Annotated in this window: 17 protein-coding genes; 1 reads left to right on the forward strand and 16 read right to left on the reverse strand. The window is 57.0% G+C overall.

Annotated features, from left to right (window positions below; translation table 11 throughout):
- Positions 1–294 precede the first annotated feature (294 nt).
- The 10 genes from NL154_RS16780 to NL154_RS16825 all read right to left on the reverse strand — a co-directional run bounded on the left by NL154_RS16780 (position 295) and on the right by NL154_RS16825 (position 13199).
- On the reverse strand, positions 295–1515 hold the full coding sequence (locus NL154_RS16780; protein WP_434733035.1) for a substrate-binding protein: 1221 nt from the start codon (positions 1513–1515) through the stop codon (positions 295–297).
- A 497-nt stretch (positions 1516–2012) separates the two neighbouring features.
- Positions 2013–2984: an ABC transporter permease gene (locus NL154_RS16785; protein ID WP_434733036.1), complete on the reverse strand. Its 972-nt coding sequence runs from the start codon at positions 2982–2984 to the stop codon at positions 2013–2015.
- Between the two features lie 28 nt (positions 2985–3012).
- Positions 3013–4554: a sugar ABC transporter ATP-binding protein gene (locus NL154_RS16790; protein ID WP_434733037.1), complete on the reverse strand. Its 1542-nt coding sequence runs from the start codon at positions 4552–4554 to the stop codon at positions 3013–3015.
- Entirely contained in the window at positions 4551–5513 is a 963-nt protein-coding gene (locus NL154_RS16795) for an ABC transporter permease (RefSeq protein WP_221129740.1), read from the reverse strand. The genes NL154_RS16790 and NL154_RS16795 overlap by 4 nt, the downstream gene beginning before the upstream one ends.
- A gap of 73 nt (positions 5514–5586) precedes the next feature.
- Positions 5587–6762: a sugar ABC transporter substrate-binding protein gene (locus NL154_RS16800; RefSeq protein WP_221129739.1), complete on the reverse strand. Its 1176-nt coding sequence runs from the start codon at positions 6760–6762 to the stop codon at positions 5587–5589.
- A 172-nt stretch (positions 6763–6934) separates the two neighbouring features.
- Complete coding sequence (locus NL154_RS16805) at positions 6935–8449, reverse strand: amidase (RefSeq protein WP_434733038.1); 1515 nt, start codon at positions 8447–8449, stop codon at positions 6935–6937.
- Between the two features lie 355 nt (positions 8450–8804).
- Positions 8805–9182: a nuclear transport factor 2 family protein gene (locus NL154_RS16810; RefSeq protein ID WP_434733039.1), complete on the reverse strand. Its 378-nt coding sequence runs from the start codon at positions 9180–9182 to the stop codon at positions 8805–8807.
- Positions 9183–9428: 246 nt separating this feature from the next.
- Positions 9429–11159 carry an FAD-dependent oxidoreductase gene (locus NL154_RS16815; RefSeq protein WP_434733040.1) on the reverse strand — a complete coding sequence of 577 codons (1731 nt, stop codon included), beginning with the start codon at positions 11157–11159 and terminating at the stop codon, positions 9429–9431.
- Positions 11160–11197: 38 nt separating this feature from the next.
- Positions 11198–12028 carry a phosphoenolpyruvate hydrolase family protein gene (locus NL154_RS16820; RefSeq protein WP_434733041.1) on the reverse strand — a complete coding sequence of 277 codons (831 nt, stop codon included), beginning with the start codon at positions 12026–12028 and terminating at the stop codon, positions 11198–11200.
- Complete coding sequence (locus NL154_RS16825) at positions 12015–13199, reverse strand: Tm-1-like ATP-binding domain-containing protein (protein WP_434733042.1); 1185 nt, start codon at positions 13197–13199, stop codon at positions 12015–12017. Before NL154_RS16825 ends, NL154_RS16820 begins: the two co-directional genes overlap by 14 nt.
- Positions 13200–13317: 118 nt before the next feature.
- Here NL154_RS16825 and NL154_RS16830 point away from each other — a divergent pair, with 118 nt between their 5' ends.
- Positions 13318–13977: a hypothetical protein gene (locus tag NL154_RS16830; RefSeq protein ID WP_434733043.1), complete on the forward strand. Its 660-nt coding sequence runs from the start codon at positions 13318–13320 to the stop codon at positions 13975–13977.
- A gap of 9 nt (positions 13978–13986) precedes the next feature.
- On the opposite strand, the gene NL154_RS16835 is transcribed toward NL154_RS16830, so the two are convergent.
- The 6 genes from NL154_RS16835 to NL154_RS16860 form a co-directional block, all read right to left on the reverse strand.
- Positions 13987–15672 (reverse strand): phosphoenolpyruvate hydrolase family protein, encoded by a 1686-nt coding sequence (locus NL154_RS16835; RefSeq protein ID WP_434733044.1) that lies wholly within the window; start codon positions 15670–15672, stop codon positions 13987–13989.
- Between the two features lie 127 nt (positions 15673–15799).
- Positions 15800–16915 (reverse strand): ABC transporter ATP-binding protein, encoded by a 1116-nt coding sequence (locus NL154_RS16840; protein WP_434733045.1) that lies wholly within the window; start codon positions 16913–16915, stop codon positions 15800–15802.
- Positions 16916–16946: 31 nt separating this feature from the next.
- Positions 16947–17741 (reverse strand): HAD-IIA family hydrolase, encoded by a 795-nt coding sequence (locus NL154_RS16845; protein WP_434733046.1) that lies wholly within the window; start codon positions 17739–17741, stop codon positions 16947–16949.
- On the reverse strand, positions 17734–18507 hold the full coding sequence (locus tag NL154_RS16850; RefSeq protein WP_132589952.1) for an SDR family NAD(P)-dependent oxidoreductase: 774 nt from the start codon (positions 18505–18507) through the stop codon (positions 17734–17736). Before NL154_RS16850 ends, NL154_RS16845 begins: the two co-directional genes overlap by 8 nt.
- Entirely contained in the window at positions 18504–19445 is a 942-nt protein-coding gene (locus tag NL154_RS16855) for a ribokinase (protein WP_434733047.1), read from the reverse strand. The genes NL154_RS16850 and NL154_RS16855 overlap by 4 nt, the downstream gene beginning before the upstream one ends.
- Positions 19442–20302 (reverse strand): carbohydrate ABC transporter permease, encoded by an 861-nt coding sequence (locus NL154_RS16860; protein WP_221129729.1) that lies wholly within the window; start codon positions 20300–20302, stop codon positions 19442–19444. Before NL154_RS16860 ends, NL154_RS16855 begins: the two co-directional genes overlap by 4 nt.
- Positions 20303–20304: the final 2 nt, after the last annotated feature.

Below are 20304 nucleotides of genomic sequence, written 5' to 3' on the forward strand. Positions count from 1 at the left end.
TGTCAAAGGACATGATCGATTTGGAGCGCTGGTGCAACGCGGCAACAATGGCGCAGCATTGGCCCCCAGGCAGTCTCGTTCACCGGCTTCTTTCTTGATTGGATGTCCGCCCGGCACGTCGAAGTCCAATGCTGCGGGAAGTTAAAAAAAGCAGGCAAGTCTCACCTCGCCTGCTCCAAAAAACGCAAGTTCATGCCAACAATCAGGCTGCAGAGTTGCAGATTTCTTCTGCGCGGACACTCATTCTGCCGATGAAAATTCGGCGATCTGCGGGTGTGCGGGCTGGCATGACTTTCAGCACTCCTTAGGGTCAACAAGGCCAGTGCTGCGTGAGACGACCTCAAACTTAGCCCCTTTCGCCACACCGATATACATGTTCATCTTGCAATGGCGCTTTCCGGGCACCATCTCGGCTGGTCCGCCTGGGCCTTCCGCAATCTTTGCGTGATCGAGGGCTGCAGCTACTGCATCGCGCTCGAGGGTGCCAGCTTCTTTCACGGCCGCCTCCCACAACTTCAATGCTCGATAAGTGCCAGTAGCGGCGCTTCCGGCTGAGAACCGGAACGCACCGGGGAATTCCTTTTCGTACGTCTCTTGGATTTTGGCACTTGCCGGATCTTCGGCTGTCAGGGCCTTGTAGTAGTCAAGGCTGCTTGCAAGACCTTCGACCTCAAAAGGTTGATTCATTGGTAGCGCGTTCTCATCGTAGTAGACGCAGCCAAGTCGACCGCCGTTCTTTGAGAAACCCGCTTGATAAAGCTGCTTGAAGAACGGACCAACGCCCGGGGGGATAACAGTATTGAAGACCACATCGACCCGATTTGAGACCACGCGACTGACGGTCGAGGAAAAATCGACTTGGTCAATGGGGTAGTATTCTTCAAATACTACCTCGCCGCCATTGCTTTCAATTACCTTGCGCGCGTAGGCGTTGATCGTCTGCGGCCACACATAGTTGGAGCCAGGCAACGCGAAACGTTTGCCGCCGTTCTTGATCAGCCAGGGGATAAACTGATCACAATTCTGCGCCGGCACTGGTCCTGTGCAGAACAGATATGGCGTGCACTCTTGGCCCTCATAAGCCTGCGGGTAGATGTACAGCGTCTTACCGCGAGAAATTATCGTGTCCTTGATTGCATTGCGCATGGCGCTCGAAATTCCACCAACCACCAGGTCGACCTTGTCTCGCTGGATCAGCTTTCGCACGTTGCCAACGCCGATGGATTCATTGGAAGCCGTGTCCTGGATAAGAAGTTCAATAGGACGTCCGAGCAGACCACCTGCGTCGTTGATCTCTTTCACGACCATACGAGCGACATTCGCATCGGTATTGCCTGGAAATCCGAGCGAGCCCGTGAGGTCGGTTGCTATACCCAGCTTGATCGGACCCTCTGCAGCGTTGGCCCAATCAGGGCGGATCACCCAGCTCCCCGAACCCACAGTGATAGCGGCTGATGCGAATGCAAAATTCTGGAGAAAGCGGCGCCGGCTAAACTTCATGCTGTCATTCAACATTGATAACCTCTCCCAATGGCTCGTTGGCCCAGTTTGCGTCCCCCTCCGGGCCGCAGCATTGAGAATGCTATCCGTCATCTTTCAATCGCAGACGGTTTTTCGAGGCAGGAATTGGGTAAAATTGCGCATTACTCTGGAAGATGAAGAGGAAGCGCCTTGACCATCGCTTGGGCCGGCGAGTGGCTGAGACGTCCTGGAGTCACAAGCGAGGTCCGTCAGAATGACAGGAGTAGCCGTGATTTGAGCATCAGCCGAAAACAGGTTCGATTATAAAAAATTGACCTGCGGAATATCCACGGGCCAGTTGCTCTGCAGGGCGCCGGGAGATCTCTACTGATAGCTATGCAGAGGCTTAAGGATGCCGAATACAACTGTGGGGAGGGGCATCGGCAACATGGGAAAGCGCTGCAATCCCGTATAATGCTTCACCCACATCAGATAGGCAGGCCTTGCGTTTTAGAGGATATTCTTCAGGCTCAAGGACCTGACTTCGCTAACTACTTGATGAAAGCCAGCCGCGATCTATCCAAAGTTATGGTCACTGACAGGATCACGATCATGCCTGTCACCATGATCTGAACGTATGGGTGGACACCTGCGATGTTCAGTCCGTTTTGAAAGACCGCTATCACCAGTACGCCGGTCAGCGTTCGATGCACTCCTCCAGAACCACCGGATAATGCGGTCCCCCCCATCACAACTGCTGCGATCGCCTGAAGCAGAAGGTCATCGCCCATGTGTGCGGTGCCGGTCGAGGTTCTGGACACAAGCAGCAGCCCTGCGGTGCCGCACAGTACGCCGGAAGTGATAAACGCAAGGGCTTTCGTGCCGATAACACTGATGCCGGAGAGCCTAGCGGTCACTCCCCCACCGCCGATCGCAGTTAGCGACCGACCAAAATGGCTACGAGCGCCGATGAACGAGGCTGCGGCGAATATCATCAGTGCCAGGACGCCCGAGTTGGGAACTCTGCCCACCAAAGCACCGGAAGCGATCCAAGTTAGCTCGGGGCTGCGAAAGAAGACAGTCACGCCACCGCTGATCCAGGTGGAAATACCACTCACAATCGTCATTGTGCCCAACGTGGCGACAAATGAAGGCAATCTGAACTTCAGAACCAGAACCGCGTTGAGGGCACCGCAAAGCGCCCCGATACCCAGTGCCGAGAGGGCGACATGCAAGGCACCGAACCCGGCCTGGGTCATCAGCACGGCAGACGATACGCCGACCAGGGTGACGATTGCGCCGACGGAGAGGTCGATGGCGCCCATCAGTATAACGAAGGTGATGCCGGTCGCGACGACAAGCAGGATGGACGACTGCCTCATTAAATTGAACAGATTGATCCAGCTAAGGAAGCGCGGATTGATGGCAGTAAAGACTGCCACCAGCACTAGCAGCAGAACCACAGGGCCGACGGTGCTGACGAGAGCGCGGTGGCGATAATAGAATGTGGAAATCGGCTGCATCTGCTTGCTCCCCGCCTTCGTTACCTGTTCAGACCATGTGCTCTACAAGCTCCTGCTCGGTCGGCTTGTCTTTCACCGGAGCAGGGCGCTCGAACTGAATTGATCCGTCCCTCATCACCAGGATTCGATTGGACAGGCCTATTAGCTCCAGAAGATCGTCAGATATCAGAAGCACCGATACGCCTTGGTCTGCCAGATCGCGCAGCACCCCGTAGATTTCTTCCTTCGCACCCACGTCGACGCCTCTTGTCGGGTTATCCAGAACAAGGACTCGCACCCCTCGGGCAAGCCATTTCGAAAGAACGACTTTTTGCTGATTGCCGCCTGAAAGAAACTGGCAAAGTTGCGCAGTGCTGCTGCAGCGGATACGTAGAAGTTCCACGTGCTTTTTGGCGACGCGCCTCTCAAGGCGCCGGGAGATAATTCCTCTGACCTTCGAAACTGCTGGTAACGATGCCATCGTGACGTTTGCCTCGAGTGACATGTAAGGAACTATACCTTCCGTTTTCCGCTCCTTCGGAACGAACCCTACGCCAAGCTCCATTGCCAACTTGATGCGGTTGCGGACAGGAAGGGTCTTACCGGCGACTTCGACCTTGCCGCCAACAGGAAATGGATCATAGCCGACGATGGCTCGTGCAACCTCTTCCTTGCCGCAACCTACAAGGCCGCCGAGGCCGAGGATCTCACCACGCCGTACCTCGAAGCTCACGTCGCGTACCGTTGCTCCGGACAGTCCGGTCACAGAGAGGGCGACTTCGGCGTTGCCCACTTCCAGCTGGCGGTGCTCCTTGAAGTACTCGTCGTCACGAATGCGGCCAACCATGGCCTTGTGCAGGTTCTGCTCGGAAATCGATTCACCGACGAACTCGCCGGCGTTCCGGCCATCCTTGAACACGTAGATTCTATCGCAGAGCTCAGTGTATTCTGCGAGACGGTGAGTGATGAGCACGAAGGAAGCGTGCTGCCGAAACCGCCTGATGGATTCAAAAAGGACCTTCACCTCCCGCTCGCCGATCGCAGCAGTCGGCTCGTCGAGTAGGATGATAGGGTGCTTGATGTCAAAGAACTCGGCTAGCGCGAACGCCTTTGCGATCTCGATCATCTGTCGGTCATGGAAGGGGTAGCCGGTGGTGCGTTTGCGAGGATCAATATGGTCCAGTCCAAGCTTCGCAAGGTGACGCCGGCTGTAGTGAATCATCTGCTGGCGGTTCATGATGCCGGCAAATCTGGAAAAGTTTCTTTCGAGAGAAAGAAACATGTTCTCGTATACGGCTAGGTTGGGGATCAGGGCCTGCTCCTGGAAGACCATCGATATCCCCGACTCCACCGCATGGGTGTATCTTGAAGGTCTGAACTTTTTGCCGAAAAGCTCCATGTCACCCGAAGAGGGAGGATGAATTCCGGCGATCATCTTGAGCGTAGTGGACTTTCCTGCTCCGTTCTCCCCAGCAATTCCAACGATCTCGTTCGCGTAAATATCGAGGTCGATACCGTCCACGACGGTGATGCCGTTGAAAGCCTTCGACGCGTTCTTCATCGTGAATATGGGTTTACGCGGGCTCGTCATCTCACGTCCTCCGCGCGGGCACGGCTTGTGTTGAGTAGAACGGCCAGCAAAATGACCACGCCCTGGATGATGGTCTGTAGATACGGCTGCAAGGCCATGATGTTCATGCCGTTGGTGAGTGTCGTGATGAATACAACGCCTAGAAGCGTGCCCGCCGCGTTTCCGACGCCGCCAGTTATCGCCGTTCCTCCGACGACGACCGCTGTAATTGAGTCCAGCGTCATGGAGTTGCCCATGGTGGCAGTACCGGACCCGAGTCGCGCCGCAAGCAGTGCACCTGCAACACCGGCAAGGAGTCCGGAAAATGCGAATGCCTTGATCTTCGTCGATTTGACCTTCACCCCTACCAGTGTCGCGGTTTGTTCATCGCTTCCAATGGCAACAGTCATTCTGCCAAATATCGTGTGGGAACCCATCGCCGCGGAGCCGAGATAAATTGCTACGGCAATGAGAATTGCATTAGGCAAGAGAGGGATCCAGGCACCCTGCGCCATGTCGAGGATGATGGGATCGACAATCGGTACCGACTGGCCATCGGAGATGAAGAGCACCGCGCCGGAAAGCGTTGTGGCCGTCCCTAACGTGACAAGGATAGAAGGAATTCTCAAATAGACATAGATAAGGCCGTTGAGCACTCCGAAAATCAATCCAGCACCACAGGCAACCAGCACAGCTGCAAACCCGAACTGCGGCGCCAGACCCGCGACCAGCATGCCACAGAATGTTGCAATCGCTCCGACGGAAAAGTCTATTGATCCCATGAGGATCACGAACGTCGCGCCAACGGACACGATCAGCAGCGCAGAACTCGAAAGAACAATGGCACGTACATTGTCTGCAGAGAGAAACGATGGTGCCAAGGCGCTAAATAATAGGCACGCCGCGGCGAAAATCACTGCGGTAACGAAGCGCCGGCTTATTTCGCCATGACTGGGGTCGCTAGACAGGTCTTTAAGCATTTCGAAGTCCGGTTGAAGGTGTGCAAGTTGCGATGCCCTCTTCGACGGCGAACAAGGCATCGCTTGAGTGCGGTTAGTCCGGAATTCGTTGCTTGTAGTGTGTTTCGTATTCCGTTTTCAGCTTCGCCACGCATCCGGAGTCGAAAGCCTCCTGATACGCCTTGGGGAAGGTGTATCCAGCAGGAGTGGATTTACCCCAGTAGCCCGCCACGTCGATCGGCCAAACCACATTCTGAGGATCCCAGTCATTTGGATGGAGCGTGCGCGACATCTTCTTCCAGTCAAATGGCAGCTTATCCCCTGACAGGAATTTCTGATAAGTGTCCACATTGGCAGCGGTGATTTGGGTGGCACCCGTATACATCATGCGCTCACAAGGGCTGGGTTTGAAGCCCTTGGATACATCATAAGCGCGAACGAGCGCATATCCTGCCTGCCACTGAGGCGTGAAAGCCATGGTGCCGAGAATGCGCCCTTCCTTGATGAGATCGAGAGTCTCCTTATTTCCGTCGAGACCAACAATAGGCAGCGTCAGCCCGGCATCTTCGACTGCCTGCATCGCACCAAGAGCGATCGAGTCGTTCTGACCGAATACAGCATTGATATCCGGATGCGCCACGAGCAGGTCTTCCATCACCTTGCGCGAGTCGTTCTGGTTCCATTTTCCTGGCTGCCGAGCGATAAGCTTGATGCCAGGATATTCGGCCAAGGCCTTGTCAAAGCCCGCAGTGCGAGCGACGTCCGGCGGGGCGCCGGGGAAACCGGTGATGTGCACCACGTTGCCCTTTCCACCGATCTTGTCGAACAAGAGTTTCGCCATCCGATAACCGCTTTGGACGTCATCGGGGGTAAAGAAAGTTGCAAAGGCGTAGTTGTCTTCGCCTGCATCGAGCGGATGGAAGCCGGGCAAAGACTCCCAGACGCCTACGTGTACAGCGCCGGCTTTCGTGGCCTTCTCAATGATTTGCTTCAAATTTGAAGCGTTCAGGTTTTCGCCAAAGGTGATTTTAACACCGCGAGCAAACTGAGCTTCGTAGATCTCGATCTGTTTTGCGGCGTCACCTTTGTCGGCAAGCAGTTGGTAGTTGAGACCGAGAGCCTCAGCCGCTTGCTTTGCGCCCTGGTCCCAGTTGTTGAAGTATTCGTTCTCAATTGTCGACACCTCCGACAGGACGTCCTCGGCCCATGCGGCCGCGGACATTCCTGACATCGCGGCAGTCGCAAACAGGCATGCAAGAAGTCTTCGCATCAGTTCACCCTCCTGTTGTAAACAGATCTTATTATGTTGCCAGATTGCCCGGGTCCGATAACGGGTACCGTGCATGGTCATCCTGGCGATGACTTCGTGCTTTGGCGTGAAAGCGTTGAGCCTCCCCAAAGCTTGAAAGGTATGGTGGCGGTTTGCGCAGGCGCGAGAACCGCTACATCTTCCGCCAGTCGTCGCTCTGCTCGAATGCGTGAGCTGCTGCATAGATGGTCGACTCCTCAAAGTGGCGACCGACGAGCATGAGCCCAACGGGAAGACCGTCCACCAATCCGCACGGGATCGACATTGCCGGATGATGCGTCAGGTTGAATGGAGCAGTGTTCGTGAACATCTCTGTGGCACGCGTGATGTACTCTTTTCGGCTCGCATCTTGAGACGGCAGCTTCGTCGCCTTCATCGGTGTTGTAGGCATAACGATTAGATCGTAGTCCCTCAAAACCATGTCGTACGCGGCTCGAAGGCGACGGGTGATATTGACGGCCTTTCCGTAGTAGCGCGGTCCGTACATGTTGTTCACATAGGTGCCGAGCAGTAGAAAGAGCTTCGCCTGATCAGAAAGCATATCGGCCTTCTGGCGCCAACCTCGATGGAAATCCATGAGAGACAGCGAATAAAGATCGTTACGTCCCACGCCGTAGCCATCACCAAACATCATGTTCTGTGTGGCACCTTCGGTGCCAATCGGCGTCCAGATGGCTGGACCATCCAAATGCATAGGGACGGAGACTGTATCAACCGTTGCGCCCAAAGACTTGAAGCGCTCCGCGGCTGAAAGCACCTTTTGGTTTACCTCGGCCTCGGCCCCCTCCTGAACGAAACCCTCCTTGAGGACGGCTATCCTGAGACCCTGTGCACCACGGCCTATGGCCGCTGTGTATTCCTCTACTTTGGGAGATTTGATGCGCGGATCATATCCATCATCTCCGGCAAGGACCTCCAGCAGAAGGGCGTTGTCAGCTACGTTTGCCGTCATCGGACCGATATGGTCGATGGTCATCTCGTTCGGCATGATACCGGTATAAGGGACGAGCCCCCAGGTCGGCTTCATGCCATAGATGCCGCAAAAGGACGCCGGCATGCGGATGGATCCGCCCTGGTCGCCTCCGATGGCCATATCCACTTCGCCGAGGGCGACCACGACGCCCGAACCCGACGAGGAACCACCTGCAGAATAACCCATCCTATGGGGGTTGTGCACTGGCCCGAGGGCGGCGGTATGGCTGCCGCCAGAAGTACAAAATGTCTCGCAGTGAACCTTTCCAGCAATCTCGGCACCAGCGTCGAGGATTCGCCCCACAATCACTGCATCGATATCCGGGACGAAGCCTTCAAGCGTCGAGGAGCCATTCATCATCGGCACTCCAGCGAGCAGGATGTTGTCTTTTAGCGCGATCCTCTTGCCCTTGAGCTTACCCGACGCAGCGCCCGGAATGCTCGTTTTGCGGTACCAGGCGTTATGGCTGTTTTCCTCTGGAGAGGGTTGGTATCCGGGGGTGCGGGGATATTTCACCGCAGGCACTTCGTCGTTGGCCATCGCGACGAAGTTATAAGCTTTAAGTGCGTCGTTGATGAGCGCCCGGTAGGAGTGAACGTCGTCGTCCGTGAGCGAGAGACCGCATTGCTTTGCCACCGCCTGTAACTGGTCAGGACTCGGCGTCACTATAGGCATTGATTTCCTCCATGATCATCGTCTTTCGCTGCCGCGGCTTGCTGCCATTCTGCGAAAGTTCACCCTCTTATGAGCACAGATTATCAAGGAAAATTCGGGCTGCGACAGAATGTCATTCCGACTTGAGTAAAATTGGGTAACCCGGGAGAAGGTCCGCATGCATGGAGGAAGCAACGTCGCCAAGGCTGCGGCATAAGCGGATTGCTCTTACAAAGGGATCGGGCAACAACCGACTTTGTCGGCCAACCCGAGCGGCATTTTGCACCCGAGGCAGGCACGCTACGTGATTGACCGCACGCGCTGCAGAGCACCGCGAAAGGCGTCAGGGCTTTAGTTCATCACTGGCAATTGTGGCTTATAAAGGAGCCAACGAGGAATGGTGGTGCGCAATCTGCGGCCCGCCGCCGCCGAGTTCGACGATAAAGGTGAACCGCGCATCCACTTCCTTAACTTGCTCTCCTTCAGGTACCCGGAAGATGTAGTATCCGACGGCAATTGCTGTTGCGTCTGCCACGCAAGTTATTTCGCTGCTCAGAAATTCGACAGACGCCTGTCCTTTGAAATAGCTTCGGATGTGTTCGCGGCCCTGGTATAGCAAAGGGCTCGACGTGCCGTGCAAGGTTGCATGCTGTGCATACAGAAGTGCCAGTCGGTCGAATTCATGCGCGTTAAAGAGTTCGCTCCATGATTCCAGCAAATCAAGTACCGTAAGTTCCAACGTCGGGGTGCCCATCTCTTCAACTCCGGCTTTTAGTACTCTGAAAGACTCGCCGATAACGTCAGACTCGCATGCGAGTTAGTAGCCGCGGCATCGCCCCGAAAAATGCAGCGCAAAAAGAGGCCCCGCAATCAATTGCGGGGCCAAGGCTCTGTCCGTCGCTTGGGAGGCGAGCTTTGTAGATGAGGACAGAGGAACTGTGATGGCTGCTGGTAATGCCGCTCGTACTTACGGCGACGCGAACTCCGCTCCGTGTTTGTTTCAATTGGTTCCAGCAATGGCCTTGGCTGCTCGATAAGCGAAGACGATTCCGGGGCCGATTGTGATACCCGCACCGGGGTACAGCCCGCGCATCAGCGACGTCGCATCATTGCCGCAAGCGAAGAGCCCCTGAATCGGTGCGCCCGCGGCATTAAGAACGCGACCTGAGGTGTCCGTCGCGAGCCCGGTTGCGGTTCCGAGCGTCGCCGGCACGATACGGAGTGCAACGAACGGGGCCTTGCGTATAGGACCTAGGTTAGGGTTTGGCTTTCCGACGGACGGGTCTCCGAGCATACGATTAAACGCGGACTCCCCGCGATGGAAATAGGGATCAACGCCGCTCCTTGTATGACTGTTGTGCTCCGCCACCGTCTTGTCCAGTTCGGATGGATCGACCCCGATCTTCCGTGCAAGGTCGGCAATTGTTGCTGCGACCTGGATGTAATTCGCGCGCTCGTATGATTTGGTTCCGAGCGTCCAGGGCCATGGAAGAAGGTGACCCATGCCTCGTTTCTTCAGGAACTCGCGATCGCAAATGAAATAGAACCGTTTGTCTGCCGGGTATCCGTTCTGGAACATCGCGAGGCAGATGTCGTGATAGGAATTTGACTCGTTGACGAAACGCCGAGCATTCGGTCCGATCGCAATGACGCCGGGCCGCCCGCGGTCGAGCCATCCATATGGAACGGTCTGCGTTTTTCCTTTTTTTCCATGCAGCAAGGAAACCGGTGTCCAGAAGCCTGCGCTGGCGACATTGTTGTCGATAGCACCGCCGAGTTCCGTTGCAAGCTTGATCCCGTCACCGGTCGAGTCCGGGTGTGCAAGAGTATCATCGTGCTGGTGCGCACCGCTTAACGCCGCTCGCAGCTTAGCGTCTCGTGCAAATCCGCCTGTTGCCAGCACGACACCGCGTACACCTTTGACGCGGAGTTCGCGACCATCGCGCCTGATGACGACGCCAATCACACGATCGTTTTCCATGATGAGGCGAACCAAGGGCGCTTCCGTCCAGATGTCGACCTTGCGCTTACGAAGGCTAGTTATGAAACGGGCTATAAGCGCATTGCCGCCGCTCAGCTCAGTGCCGCGGCGATAGCTCAGGCGGTCCTTTGCATAACGGCCGACACGACGCAGCACATGGCGCATTGCGTCTATGGATTTCACCGGATTGAGGAATTTTCCGACCTCGCTCGATGAAATCATCATGCCGCCGAGAACCACTCGAATCGGATCTCCAACCAGGTCGAAATCTTTGCCAAGCAGGCGCCCATCGTAGGGAACTGGGCTAAGTGCCCTTCCTGAATCGACGCCGCCAACTTGGCTCGAGTGGTAGTCGGGGGCCGATGCGAGCGTGAACTTCACGTCCGTCCCCTTCTCGATTTCGGTAAGCGCCCGCGGACCATCGGTCAGGTAGGCATCGACGAAATCCTCGCGATAGTAGTTGCCAAGCTCGTTCTTGAGATAAGTTCGCGCGTTCTCGATGCTGTCCTTGACCTTCGCGGCTACAGCTTGCGGCGAACACGGAACCCAAATCATCCCGTTCGAGAGTGCGGTCGTCCCGCCCAACTTCGGCGATTTTTCACAGACGAGAACCTTAAGGTTGGACTGAGCTGCAAACAGGGCGACCGACAGGCCAGCCGCGCCGCTTCCGACAGAAACGACGTCATAAATCGCGTCCCATACGGGTTCGACGGACTGTTGAGGAGAAAGTGAGGCGGCAACTTCGGACATAATAACTCTCGTGAAACGAAAACTGGTGGTGCTCTTGGTCACGAGCGGGAAGGCATGGGCACGGCCTTGAAGGCCTTCGCGACCGCCTGAACCGCTCTCTCGATCGGTATGCGCTCGATCGAGGAGGCCCCGACAAAGCCGACGCAGTCCGTTGACCGGTAAACCTCCGCAGTATCCTCCGGCTCGGCGATGGCGCCGCCATGAGCGAGCAGTATGACATCCGGCCGAACCGCTTTCGCCGCGTCATTGATCTTGTTGATTTTTGCTATTGCCTCCTTGATGGCCTGGCCTTCCTCGTGGCCCGCAAGCCCGCCACGCGTTGCCCCGACATGCGGTACGATGCAGTCGGCCCCCGCCTCGGCCATCGCAACGGCGTCGTCCACTGAGGCGACATAGGCCAGCGAGAAAATGTTTGTCTTGCGTGCGAGAGCGATCATCTCCACTTCGCGGTCAAAGCCGAGGCCAACGCGACCGCGACGGTCACGCCATTTGTCACCCATTGTCGAGATCGTCGGGTAGTTGATCACGCCCGAGTAGCCGGCCGCCCAGAATTTATCGAGGAGTTGGTCGAGATCGAGGCGCACCGGGTCCCATGCTTCGATGCCGCCTATCACGGGAATATCCGACACGACATTGCGTATTTCCGCTGCCATTTCGATCGTACGGGCGTTTGAATCGCCGATGCGACTGGTCGGGAGCCCCATCAATCGCGACAGACCAGTGCTGTAAACGACCAGCATGTCAGCTCCGCCGAGCGCTGCGCATTTCGCAACGAGGCCGCAACTGCTGCCAGCCGCGAGGATCGGATTTCCTTGTGCGATCTGCTCGTTGAGCGCTGCCAAAATTTCCTTGCGTTCAAACATTTTCATGAGAGACGACCTCTTCTTCGATGTTTTGAAGAATCCAGCTGACCGCGGCCGCCGCGAATGCTGGATCGTTGATGTGGTAGGGCATTTCCTGGACGATGACCGAGGGAGGCAGCGCGCTTCGCAGTCCCGAAAGCCAGGCCGCGTTTGCGTCCGGATCGTAAAAGATCGCGGCATCCCGATCATAGTCGGAGACTCCTTTAGAGGGCCAAAGGACATGAGCGGCACCTTTTGCAGCAGCAAGCTTCAGCCCAGTGCGGCGACCGATTTCGAAGGTTTCCTCCGGCGTCGTCCGCATCAGCGTTGTGTAGGGTGTATGCGAGTAGAACTTTCGGCGCGAGAACCGCTCCGGCACACTGGAGGCGACGCCGAAGTTCACCATGTCGACGGCGCCGGGTGCGATCAGTTGCGGAATGCCTCTGCGACCAGCTGCCGTTAGACGATCCGGGCCTGCGCTTGCCGTACCACCGGAGAGCTCATCTGCGAGCTCCGTCGTCGTCAGGTCGAGAACAGCATCAAATTCACCCGCATCGATCAATGCTTCCATCTTCCGGCCACCAGAACCGTTCGCGGGAAACACGATCGCCTCAATGTCTTTCTCGGATAAAAGACGCACGCATTGATCTACGGCTGGCGTTGTTACTCCGAATGCAGTGATCGCGACTATTCTTCGCCGGTTTTGGCCGGGCGGCTTGTAATGCATGGCCCCAATCGCACGTGCGGCGTTTTCAAGGATTCGCCCCGTGAAGCCATTGACGCCGAAAAGATCGACGAGTGTCGGATAAAGCAGTACGTCGCTTTTGGCCGCGAGTTCCGCAAGCAACGCCGGCCGCGCGCTTGAAACCAGCAGTTTCGGGAACCCGAAGGGAAGATTAGCGATCACTTCACCATACACGCCGCTACCCTTCCCTCCTGCAATGCCGATGATTGCCGATATTTGACCCTCTTCAAGCAGTGCGTTGACCGAGCTACGGGCGCGTCGGCCGATATCGGCAAGCAACGCCGCCGGGTCCGCCGACCTGGTCACAGCGACGCTGGATGTGCCGACATCGACCAACACGACGCCCCTGCCGCTGGCGCGTATAATGTCCGCCACGTAAGATACTTCCGCCTGCTTGGTATCCATGGTCGCGACGATCGCAACCGCGTCCTGTGCGAGCTTTTCCTGGCTCACGACGCTGTCCTCCGCTGGCGCTGAATAGGCGCTGACCGGCATACGCTTTTCATAACCGCCCTCCCTTGTGCGCGCTCATGCTTTGAGCGATTTTGAGCCAGTTTTAGAGGAGAGGGTCGTGGTGCCAAATCGCGCGCAGGACGGGAGTTGGGTAAAAATGGGTACGTGGATGATTGTTGATCACGTTGCGCCGCTTGCGACGGTAGGTTCGGGAAAGACAGGGGATGACGTCTGCATATTCGCACCCTCGCTGCGAGCCCTGCCCCCTGACAATCCGATCGTAATGGCAACCCTGCCAGTAGTAGACTGGAACGCGGAACTCTTCAGGGCGCTAAGCGATGTGACCTCGGTCGGAAATCGCTGCTACGCCGCAGTTTTGATGATCGACCCTTTTACGCTGTGGGAAGATCTTGCCGACATGCTCAAGGAGAAGGGCTTTGCAGGAGTCGTGAATTTCCCGCCGGCCTCGCTAGTGGAAGGGGTGCAGTCGGCAGGATCAGCTAGCGCTGCCAACACACTCGAAATCGACCGTATGAAGTGGTTTCACGATAACGGGCTCGGGATCCTACACACTGGATCGTCCAGGCTGGAAATGGTCGATGTCAGCAATCGTCTAGCAGGCCTCCTGGACGGGATGATCTATTTCCCTCCCGAATCTCTATCGCGGCCTATCGCCCCAAGAATGGACCTCGAGGCTGTCGTCGACGCCGATTTCTTGCCCGCTTCCCTTTGGTCGCTGAAGCCTGCACCGGTTTGCCCAGCCGGTGAATCGGTTTGAAGCTGTCTGCTAATTCAGGATCTTGAGTTTGCGGATCTTGTTGTACAGGGTCTTGCGCGACAGGCCGAGCGCCTGAGCCGTCTTGCCGCGGTGCAGCTTGTTGCGTCGAAGAGCTTCGACAATCCACTCACGTTCCGAGAGCCCCGCCGTTTCCTTTGAGACCGCCTTGATGCCGATGATCGGCTGCAGACGATCCGCTGTGATTTGAACGTTCGGGGGCAATGTAGCCAGCTGCTCGACGACATGCCTCAGTTCCCTAACATTTCCTGGCCAGGAATGGCTTGCGAGCGCGAGGAAAGCTGAATTCTCAATCGCCAGAGGCACAGTTCCGGCATCTCCCTTCGTCTCCACCGTGAAGTGATGGATCAGCGCGGGGAGATCCTCAAGGCGGTCCCGCAATGGCGGCAGGTGGATTTCCAGTCCGGCAAAAGCAGCGCGCAGCCGCGGCGTAATCGGCAACGTGCCATCTTCGCCGCCTGGCAACGCGGTGCAGGAGGCGATCACCTTGGCGTCCGAGTGTGTCGAGGAGATGCCATTGGCCGCGGTGAACACACCGGTTTCCAAGAAGTCGGCCAGTTGTTCCTGACCCTCTTCGGAAAGATCGTTGACGTGGAGGATGATGAGTGAGGTACCTGTTGCAGTTTCCAACACGGAGATCCGACGCCGCGACTCCTTGTCGGCCTCCAACCCGAAGAGGGCAACTGCATTCTGGTTCCCGGGAGATGGTCGGCAGGGAAAAATGACGGGCTTGCGATGCTTGTGTGCGCCCAGTGAATGGACAAGCGAGGCAACGCGCCGCTTGCCGGTGCCTGGTTCGCCAACAATGAGGACAGGATTGGTACCACTCGCAAAACGCTTGGCCGCGTCAAGTGCATTGTTCATCGAAGCCGAGCGCGCGACGATGCCATGCCGGTACCCGTTGAGCTGCAATTGCCGCTCGAGCAGATCGACCTTTTCCCGCAGCACGTTGATGGTCTTGAAGCCGGAGGTCATCTCCAGAACCGACGTCTCCAGAGGGACGCGATCGAGTGACGATCCACCAATGAAACCCTGCGTCCCAGTTTCGCGGCAGACATCCATTAGTTCTTCGGGCTTGGTGATCGGGCCTCCTCCGAGAAGACAAACAACGTTGCGATCAATCGCGTGCACGGTGCGGGCGATGTCGCGGGTGCGCGCAGCCAATTCCGCGAGGCCGATCGAGGAGGACGACAGGCCCGTTTCCGCCGGGTTCAGATTGAAGTTCATGCTGATTGCTTCGACGCCCGCTTCGACCATGCGCCGGGCTTCAGCCTGCGTTCGTGTATAGGCAATTGTCATAAGGCCGCGCTGTGCCGCCTTGACCAGCAGATCGACTTCACGGACGTATCCGAGCCCGCAAGCTTCGAGAACGCTCCGTCGGTGCTCGTCGAGATGGATGACAGAAGGGAAATTTGTGACCCCAGCAAACCCCCAGCGTTTAATCTTGTCCAGAAAGTCGTCCAGGTCGAGCCGGGGATCGAAGGTGCAGGCACCGAAGAAGACCGGAAGCCGGGTGCTTCGCAAGATTTCGGACCGGGCGAAGCTCGCGACGAAGTCATTGCTGTCGCGTATGGGAAGAACCGACGCGGGTGACGAGCCGCCCATTGCACGAAATCGGCCGGCGTTCAGCGCGAGCACGAAATCGGCGCCAGCGCGCTCGGCAGCGCGCGCTGTCATGCCGGAGCCGATCGCAGCCCCCAGCATGAACGAGCGGGAATTACTCAGAAACTGCCGGATTCCTGAAATGGTCGCCTCGCCTGATGAATTATGCGTTTACGCAGGATCACGCATCCGGAGGCGATAATCAACTCCAGCTCTTTGGTGCCTCCAGACGCTGCAAAGCCTTTCCTTGCTGGGTAAACAGATGGCAGTCGGATGCAGCCACCGCAAGCGAGAGACGCCCACCTCGCCCGGAATGAAAATGATCGTTGGGTGAACGGGCCACAATGTGCTCTCCAAGAGCGGCTCCATAGAGGTATGTTGCGCTACCCAGGTGCTCCACAAAATCGACATCGATCTCGACGATCAGCTCACCTGGACGACCAGATGGTGCCACGAAATCATCGGGGCGTATGCCGAGATTCAGTGGGGTCCCAGGACCAGCGCTCCCCATTTGTACGGGCAGCCAGCCGGAAAATCCGTCCTTCAGGGCTATTTCAGCACGCCCGTCGTCCCTGGTTTTTAGGTTGCAGGGCAGGAAGTTCATTCGCGGCGATCCGATAAAGCCTGCAACAAACTGCGTCGCCGGCCGATGGTAAAGATCGTGGGGGCTGCCGACCTGTTCGATGCGTCCGTCCTTGAGCACAACGATCTTGTCCGCCATGGTCATTGCCTCCACCTGATCGTGGGTGACATAGATCATCGTGTTGCCGAGTTGGTGATGTAGCTTGGCGATCTGGACCCGCATCTGGACCCGCAATTCCGTGTCGAGATTGGAAAGCGGCTCATCGAAGAGGAACACTTTAGGCTCGCGGACGATTGCTCGACCGATTGCGACACGCTGTCGTTGGCCGCCGGAGAGTTGCTTAGGCTTGCGGTCGAGGAGATGCTCAATCTGTAGCAAGGCCGCCGCGTCACGCACTTTCACAGCAATCTGGTCTTTGCCCAGTTTCGCCATGCGAAGAGGGAATGCCAGATTTTCGCGAACCGTCAGATGCGGGTAAAGCGCGTAGCTCTGGAATACCATGCCGAGATTGCGGTCGGCGGCATCGATCGAGTTCACGACTTTGTTGTCGATCTTCAGCGTTCCACCGGAGATCTTTTCCAAACCGCCGATCATTCGCAGCAGAGTTGATTTTCCGGAGCCGGACGGTCCCACGAAGACCACGAATTCGCCATGAGCGATTTCGAGATCAATATCATGCAGGATACCCAGGGCCCCGTAGGCCTTCCGAATTCCCTCAAGACGGACTTCAGCCATTTTTTCCTCCCACTGTCAGTCCCGCGCCTCTTCAGCGCGGCGACGGTATTTGCTTCAAACTGGATATGATAAAATCCGGCGCCTGCAACGTCGGATCGTTCACAGGCGGCACACCGGTCGTCACGAGTACCGAGCAAAGGCCCGCCCGTTTCCCTGCCTGGATGTCGGTCGGTATCTGGTCGCCGATCATCAGCGTCGATGCCCTGTCGGTCCCAAGCCGCGACAGTGCAGCCTCGATCATATGGACCTCCGGCTTCCCGACAATAATGGGTTTAACCCGGGCAGCTGTCGCAACCGCGGTAAGGATTGCTCCTGCACCGGGCTCGAAGCCTGTCGGCGTCGGAAGCAAGAGATCAGGGTTGGTGCCCATAAGCACGGCTCCCTTTAGAACAGCGTCAACAGCAATGCGCAGCTTCTCGTGGGTGATGTCGCGATCAAGACCCATGATCACGACCGCAGGATTATCATCGGTGATTTCGAGTTCCGCATCCGCGATCGCCTTTTTGAGGGATGGCGCGCCGATCACATAGATGCGTGTTCCAGCAGGATGGCTCGCGCGGATCAACTGTGCTGCGGTCACCGCCGAGGTGACGACGTTCTCCTCGGTGATCTCCAGGCCGAAGCTGGTCAACTTGGCGACGACATCCCCTGCGGTATGGGTCGAGTTGTTGGTGACGAAGCAGTATGGGATTCCGGCTGCGCGCCAGCCCTGGAACGTATCGACCGCATCCTGGATCGCCGTCTTGCCGCGGTAGACTACGCCGTCGAGGTCAGAGACGACACCTTCCACAAGCGGCCAGTCAAGGGCGTGTGCGATCTCAGCCATTCATCAACATCCCACCGTTCACATGCACGATTTGCCCAGTGATGTAGGCCGAAGCAGGACTTGCGAGGAAAACGGCAATACCTGCGATATCTTCAGGAGAGCCGACACGGCCAAGCGGAATGCGCCCCGCGTGGCGTGCTTCCGTCTCTTCGCGCGGACGACCGTGCATCGGCGTATCAATGATCCCAGGCGCGACGCCATTTACGTTGATGCCGAAGGGAGCACATTCATAGGCGAGCAGTTTTGTCAGATCATGAACGACTGCCTTCGAAAAGCAGTAATCGGCTCCGCCCGCCTGATAGTTGAACACCGCACCCTGTGAAGAAAGCGACGATCCGATGTTAACAATACGGCCACCACCGTCCTTCATGAAGCGGTTTACGACCAACTTCGAGCAGAGGAGCACCGCCCCGGAATTGATTTCCATGGTGCGATCGATCTTCGCCTTGTCGCCTGACAGCAGAGACTCCGCCGATTTGATACCGGCATTATTTACCAATGCATCGAGGCGCCCAAAGCGCTCAGCCACCGCATCCATGACGCGCTGGATGTCTTTTTCGCTGGTGACGTCCATCGACATGGTGACGGCATTCTCACCACCTTCCACTTTAGCTAGGGCGCGCTCCAGCGCGTCTTGATTTGCATCGGTCGCGATCACGTTGGCGCCGTTTGCCAGAAACGCGGCCACAATCGCTGCTCCGATTCCGCCGCCCGCGCCAGTAACCAGAACGGTGTTGTCTGGCGTCGAGAAAAGAGAGGATGTCATCGTATCTCCAGTAATGTTTTGTGATTGAGGAACTCGTCAACTTCAGATGCCGTGGGCATCGACGGCTGCGCGCCGCGTCGGGTAACGCAAAGTGCCGCGACGGCCATCGCCTGGCGGACCGCATCGCGGAGCGTGACACCCCTTGCTAGGGCTGCAGCGAAACCGCCGTTGAAGGCATCGCCTGCCGCCGTGGTATCAACGACAACGACCGGAAATGCGGGAACATGAAATGTTTGCGTTCGGTCCGCGTAAAACGCACCACGTTCGCCAAGCGTGATGAGCGCTGCCTTTGGCCCGAGAGCCAGCAACGCTTTCGCAGCCTCGGCTGCAGCGTCGTGACCGTCGATCTCGATTCCTGTGAGCTCATATGCTTCGGACTCATTCGGCGTGACAAAGTCGACAGAGGACCATGCGGCGTGCGACAGCCCCGGCCTGACCGGGGCAGGATTGAATATGAGCCTGAACCTGTGCTGCTCCTTTAAAAAGAAGAGTCGCTCCAGCGCTTCAATTGGCAACCCCATCTCTGCAACCACTATTGACTTTGGCTCGATGTGGGCTGCCGCCTTGTCGATCAGTTCAGGCGTGACGTTTGCATTAGCGCCCGGGTCGATGACAATCATGTTGCCGCCGTCATCGCCTACCATGACAAGCGCCGAACCCGACCTTTCACCACTTCCGATCTGAACGGCGTCTGTATTGACACCCGCGCTCTTGAGGGACTGCATCAGAACGCCACCGGCTTCATCATCCCCGAGGCGAGTGAAGAGCTTGGGCTTCAATCCAAGCCTGGCTGCTGCGACCGCTTGATTGGCACCCTTTCCGCCTGGATGGCGAACGAGAGATCCAATAAGGCTTTCTCCTGGCGTCGGCAGCCGCTCCACGTTGAAGCACAGATCGAGATTAGTCGTACCGAAGAAAATCAGAGGTGCCGTTCTCATTTGACCGCTCCGAAGGTCAGGCCTCGCTCGAGATGACGTTGCCCAACGATAATCAGGATGACGGGGACGATCATTGTCACAACCAGGCCCGCAGCCATGACCGGGTAGAATTGAACGCCCGGGTTAAGGAGTTTCAAAAGCGCAACCGTAACAGGCGCCTTTGTCGAACTCAGCATCAGGCCGAGCGCAAAGTTGTGCCAGGCAAGCAGGAAGACCAGCAGTGATGCGCCAATCAGACCCGTCTTCAGGAGGGGCAGGACGATGTGAAGGACGATGCGTACGGGCTTTGCACCGTCGATGGCAGCCGCCTCTTCAATATCCTTGGGAATATCCTCCACGTAGGAACGGGTGAGCCAAACGATCATAGGCAATGTGACCACCTGGTACACCCAAATCATGCCGAGATATGTGTCATAGAGTCCGAGGGACTGAAACAGACTGAAAAGCGGGATGACCACCAGCAGAACCGGTGCGAAGCGGAAGCCTAAAATGAAAAACGCGATATCTTCCTTGAATGGGATCTCCCGCCGGGCAAGCACGTATCCGGCCGGCACACCAGCAATCAATGAAACCACGACGGCTCCAAGCGCCACAACGACGCTGTTGATGATGGGGCTCAGGAAATCGACCTTGATGGTCCCGTAGCTGGTCGCACCCGCTTGGGCGACGTCAAAGAGAACTCGGAAATTCTCAAGCGTCGGAGTGAAGATGAACGTTGGCGGCCATGCCATGACCTCGCTCTGGTTCTTGAGCGACATCATCAGGATCCAGACGAGCGGGAACGCGAGCATGAAGGCGCATAGCAAAATCAGTGCATTGAGAATGACCGTGGTGACGGGTGAGCGCGTGAATTCCATTG

Origin of the sequence: Rhizobium sp. YTUHZ044, from assembly GCF_051123975.1 — a bacterium.
In the GTDB taxonomy this organism is placed as follows: domain Bacteria; phylum Pseudomonadota; class Alphaproteobacteria; order Rhizobiales; family Rhizobiaceae; genus Rhizobium.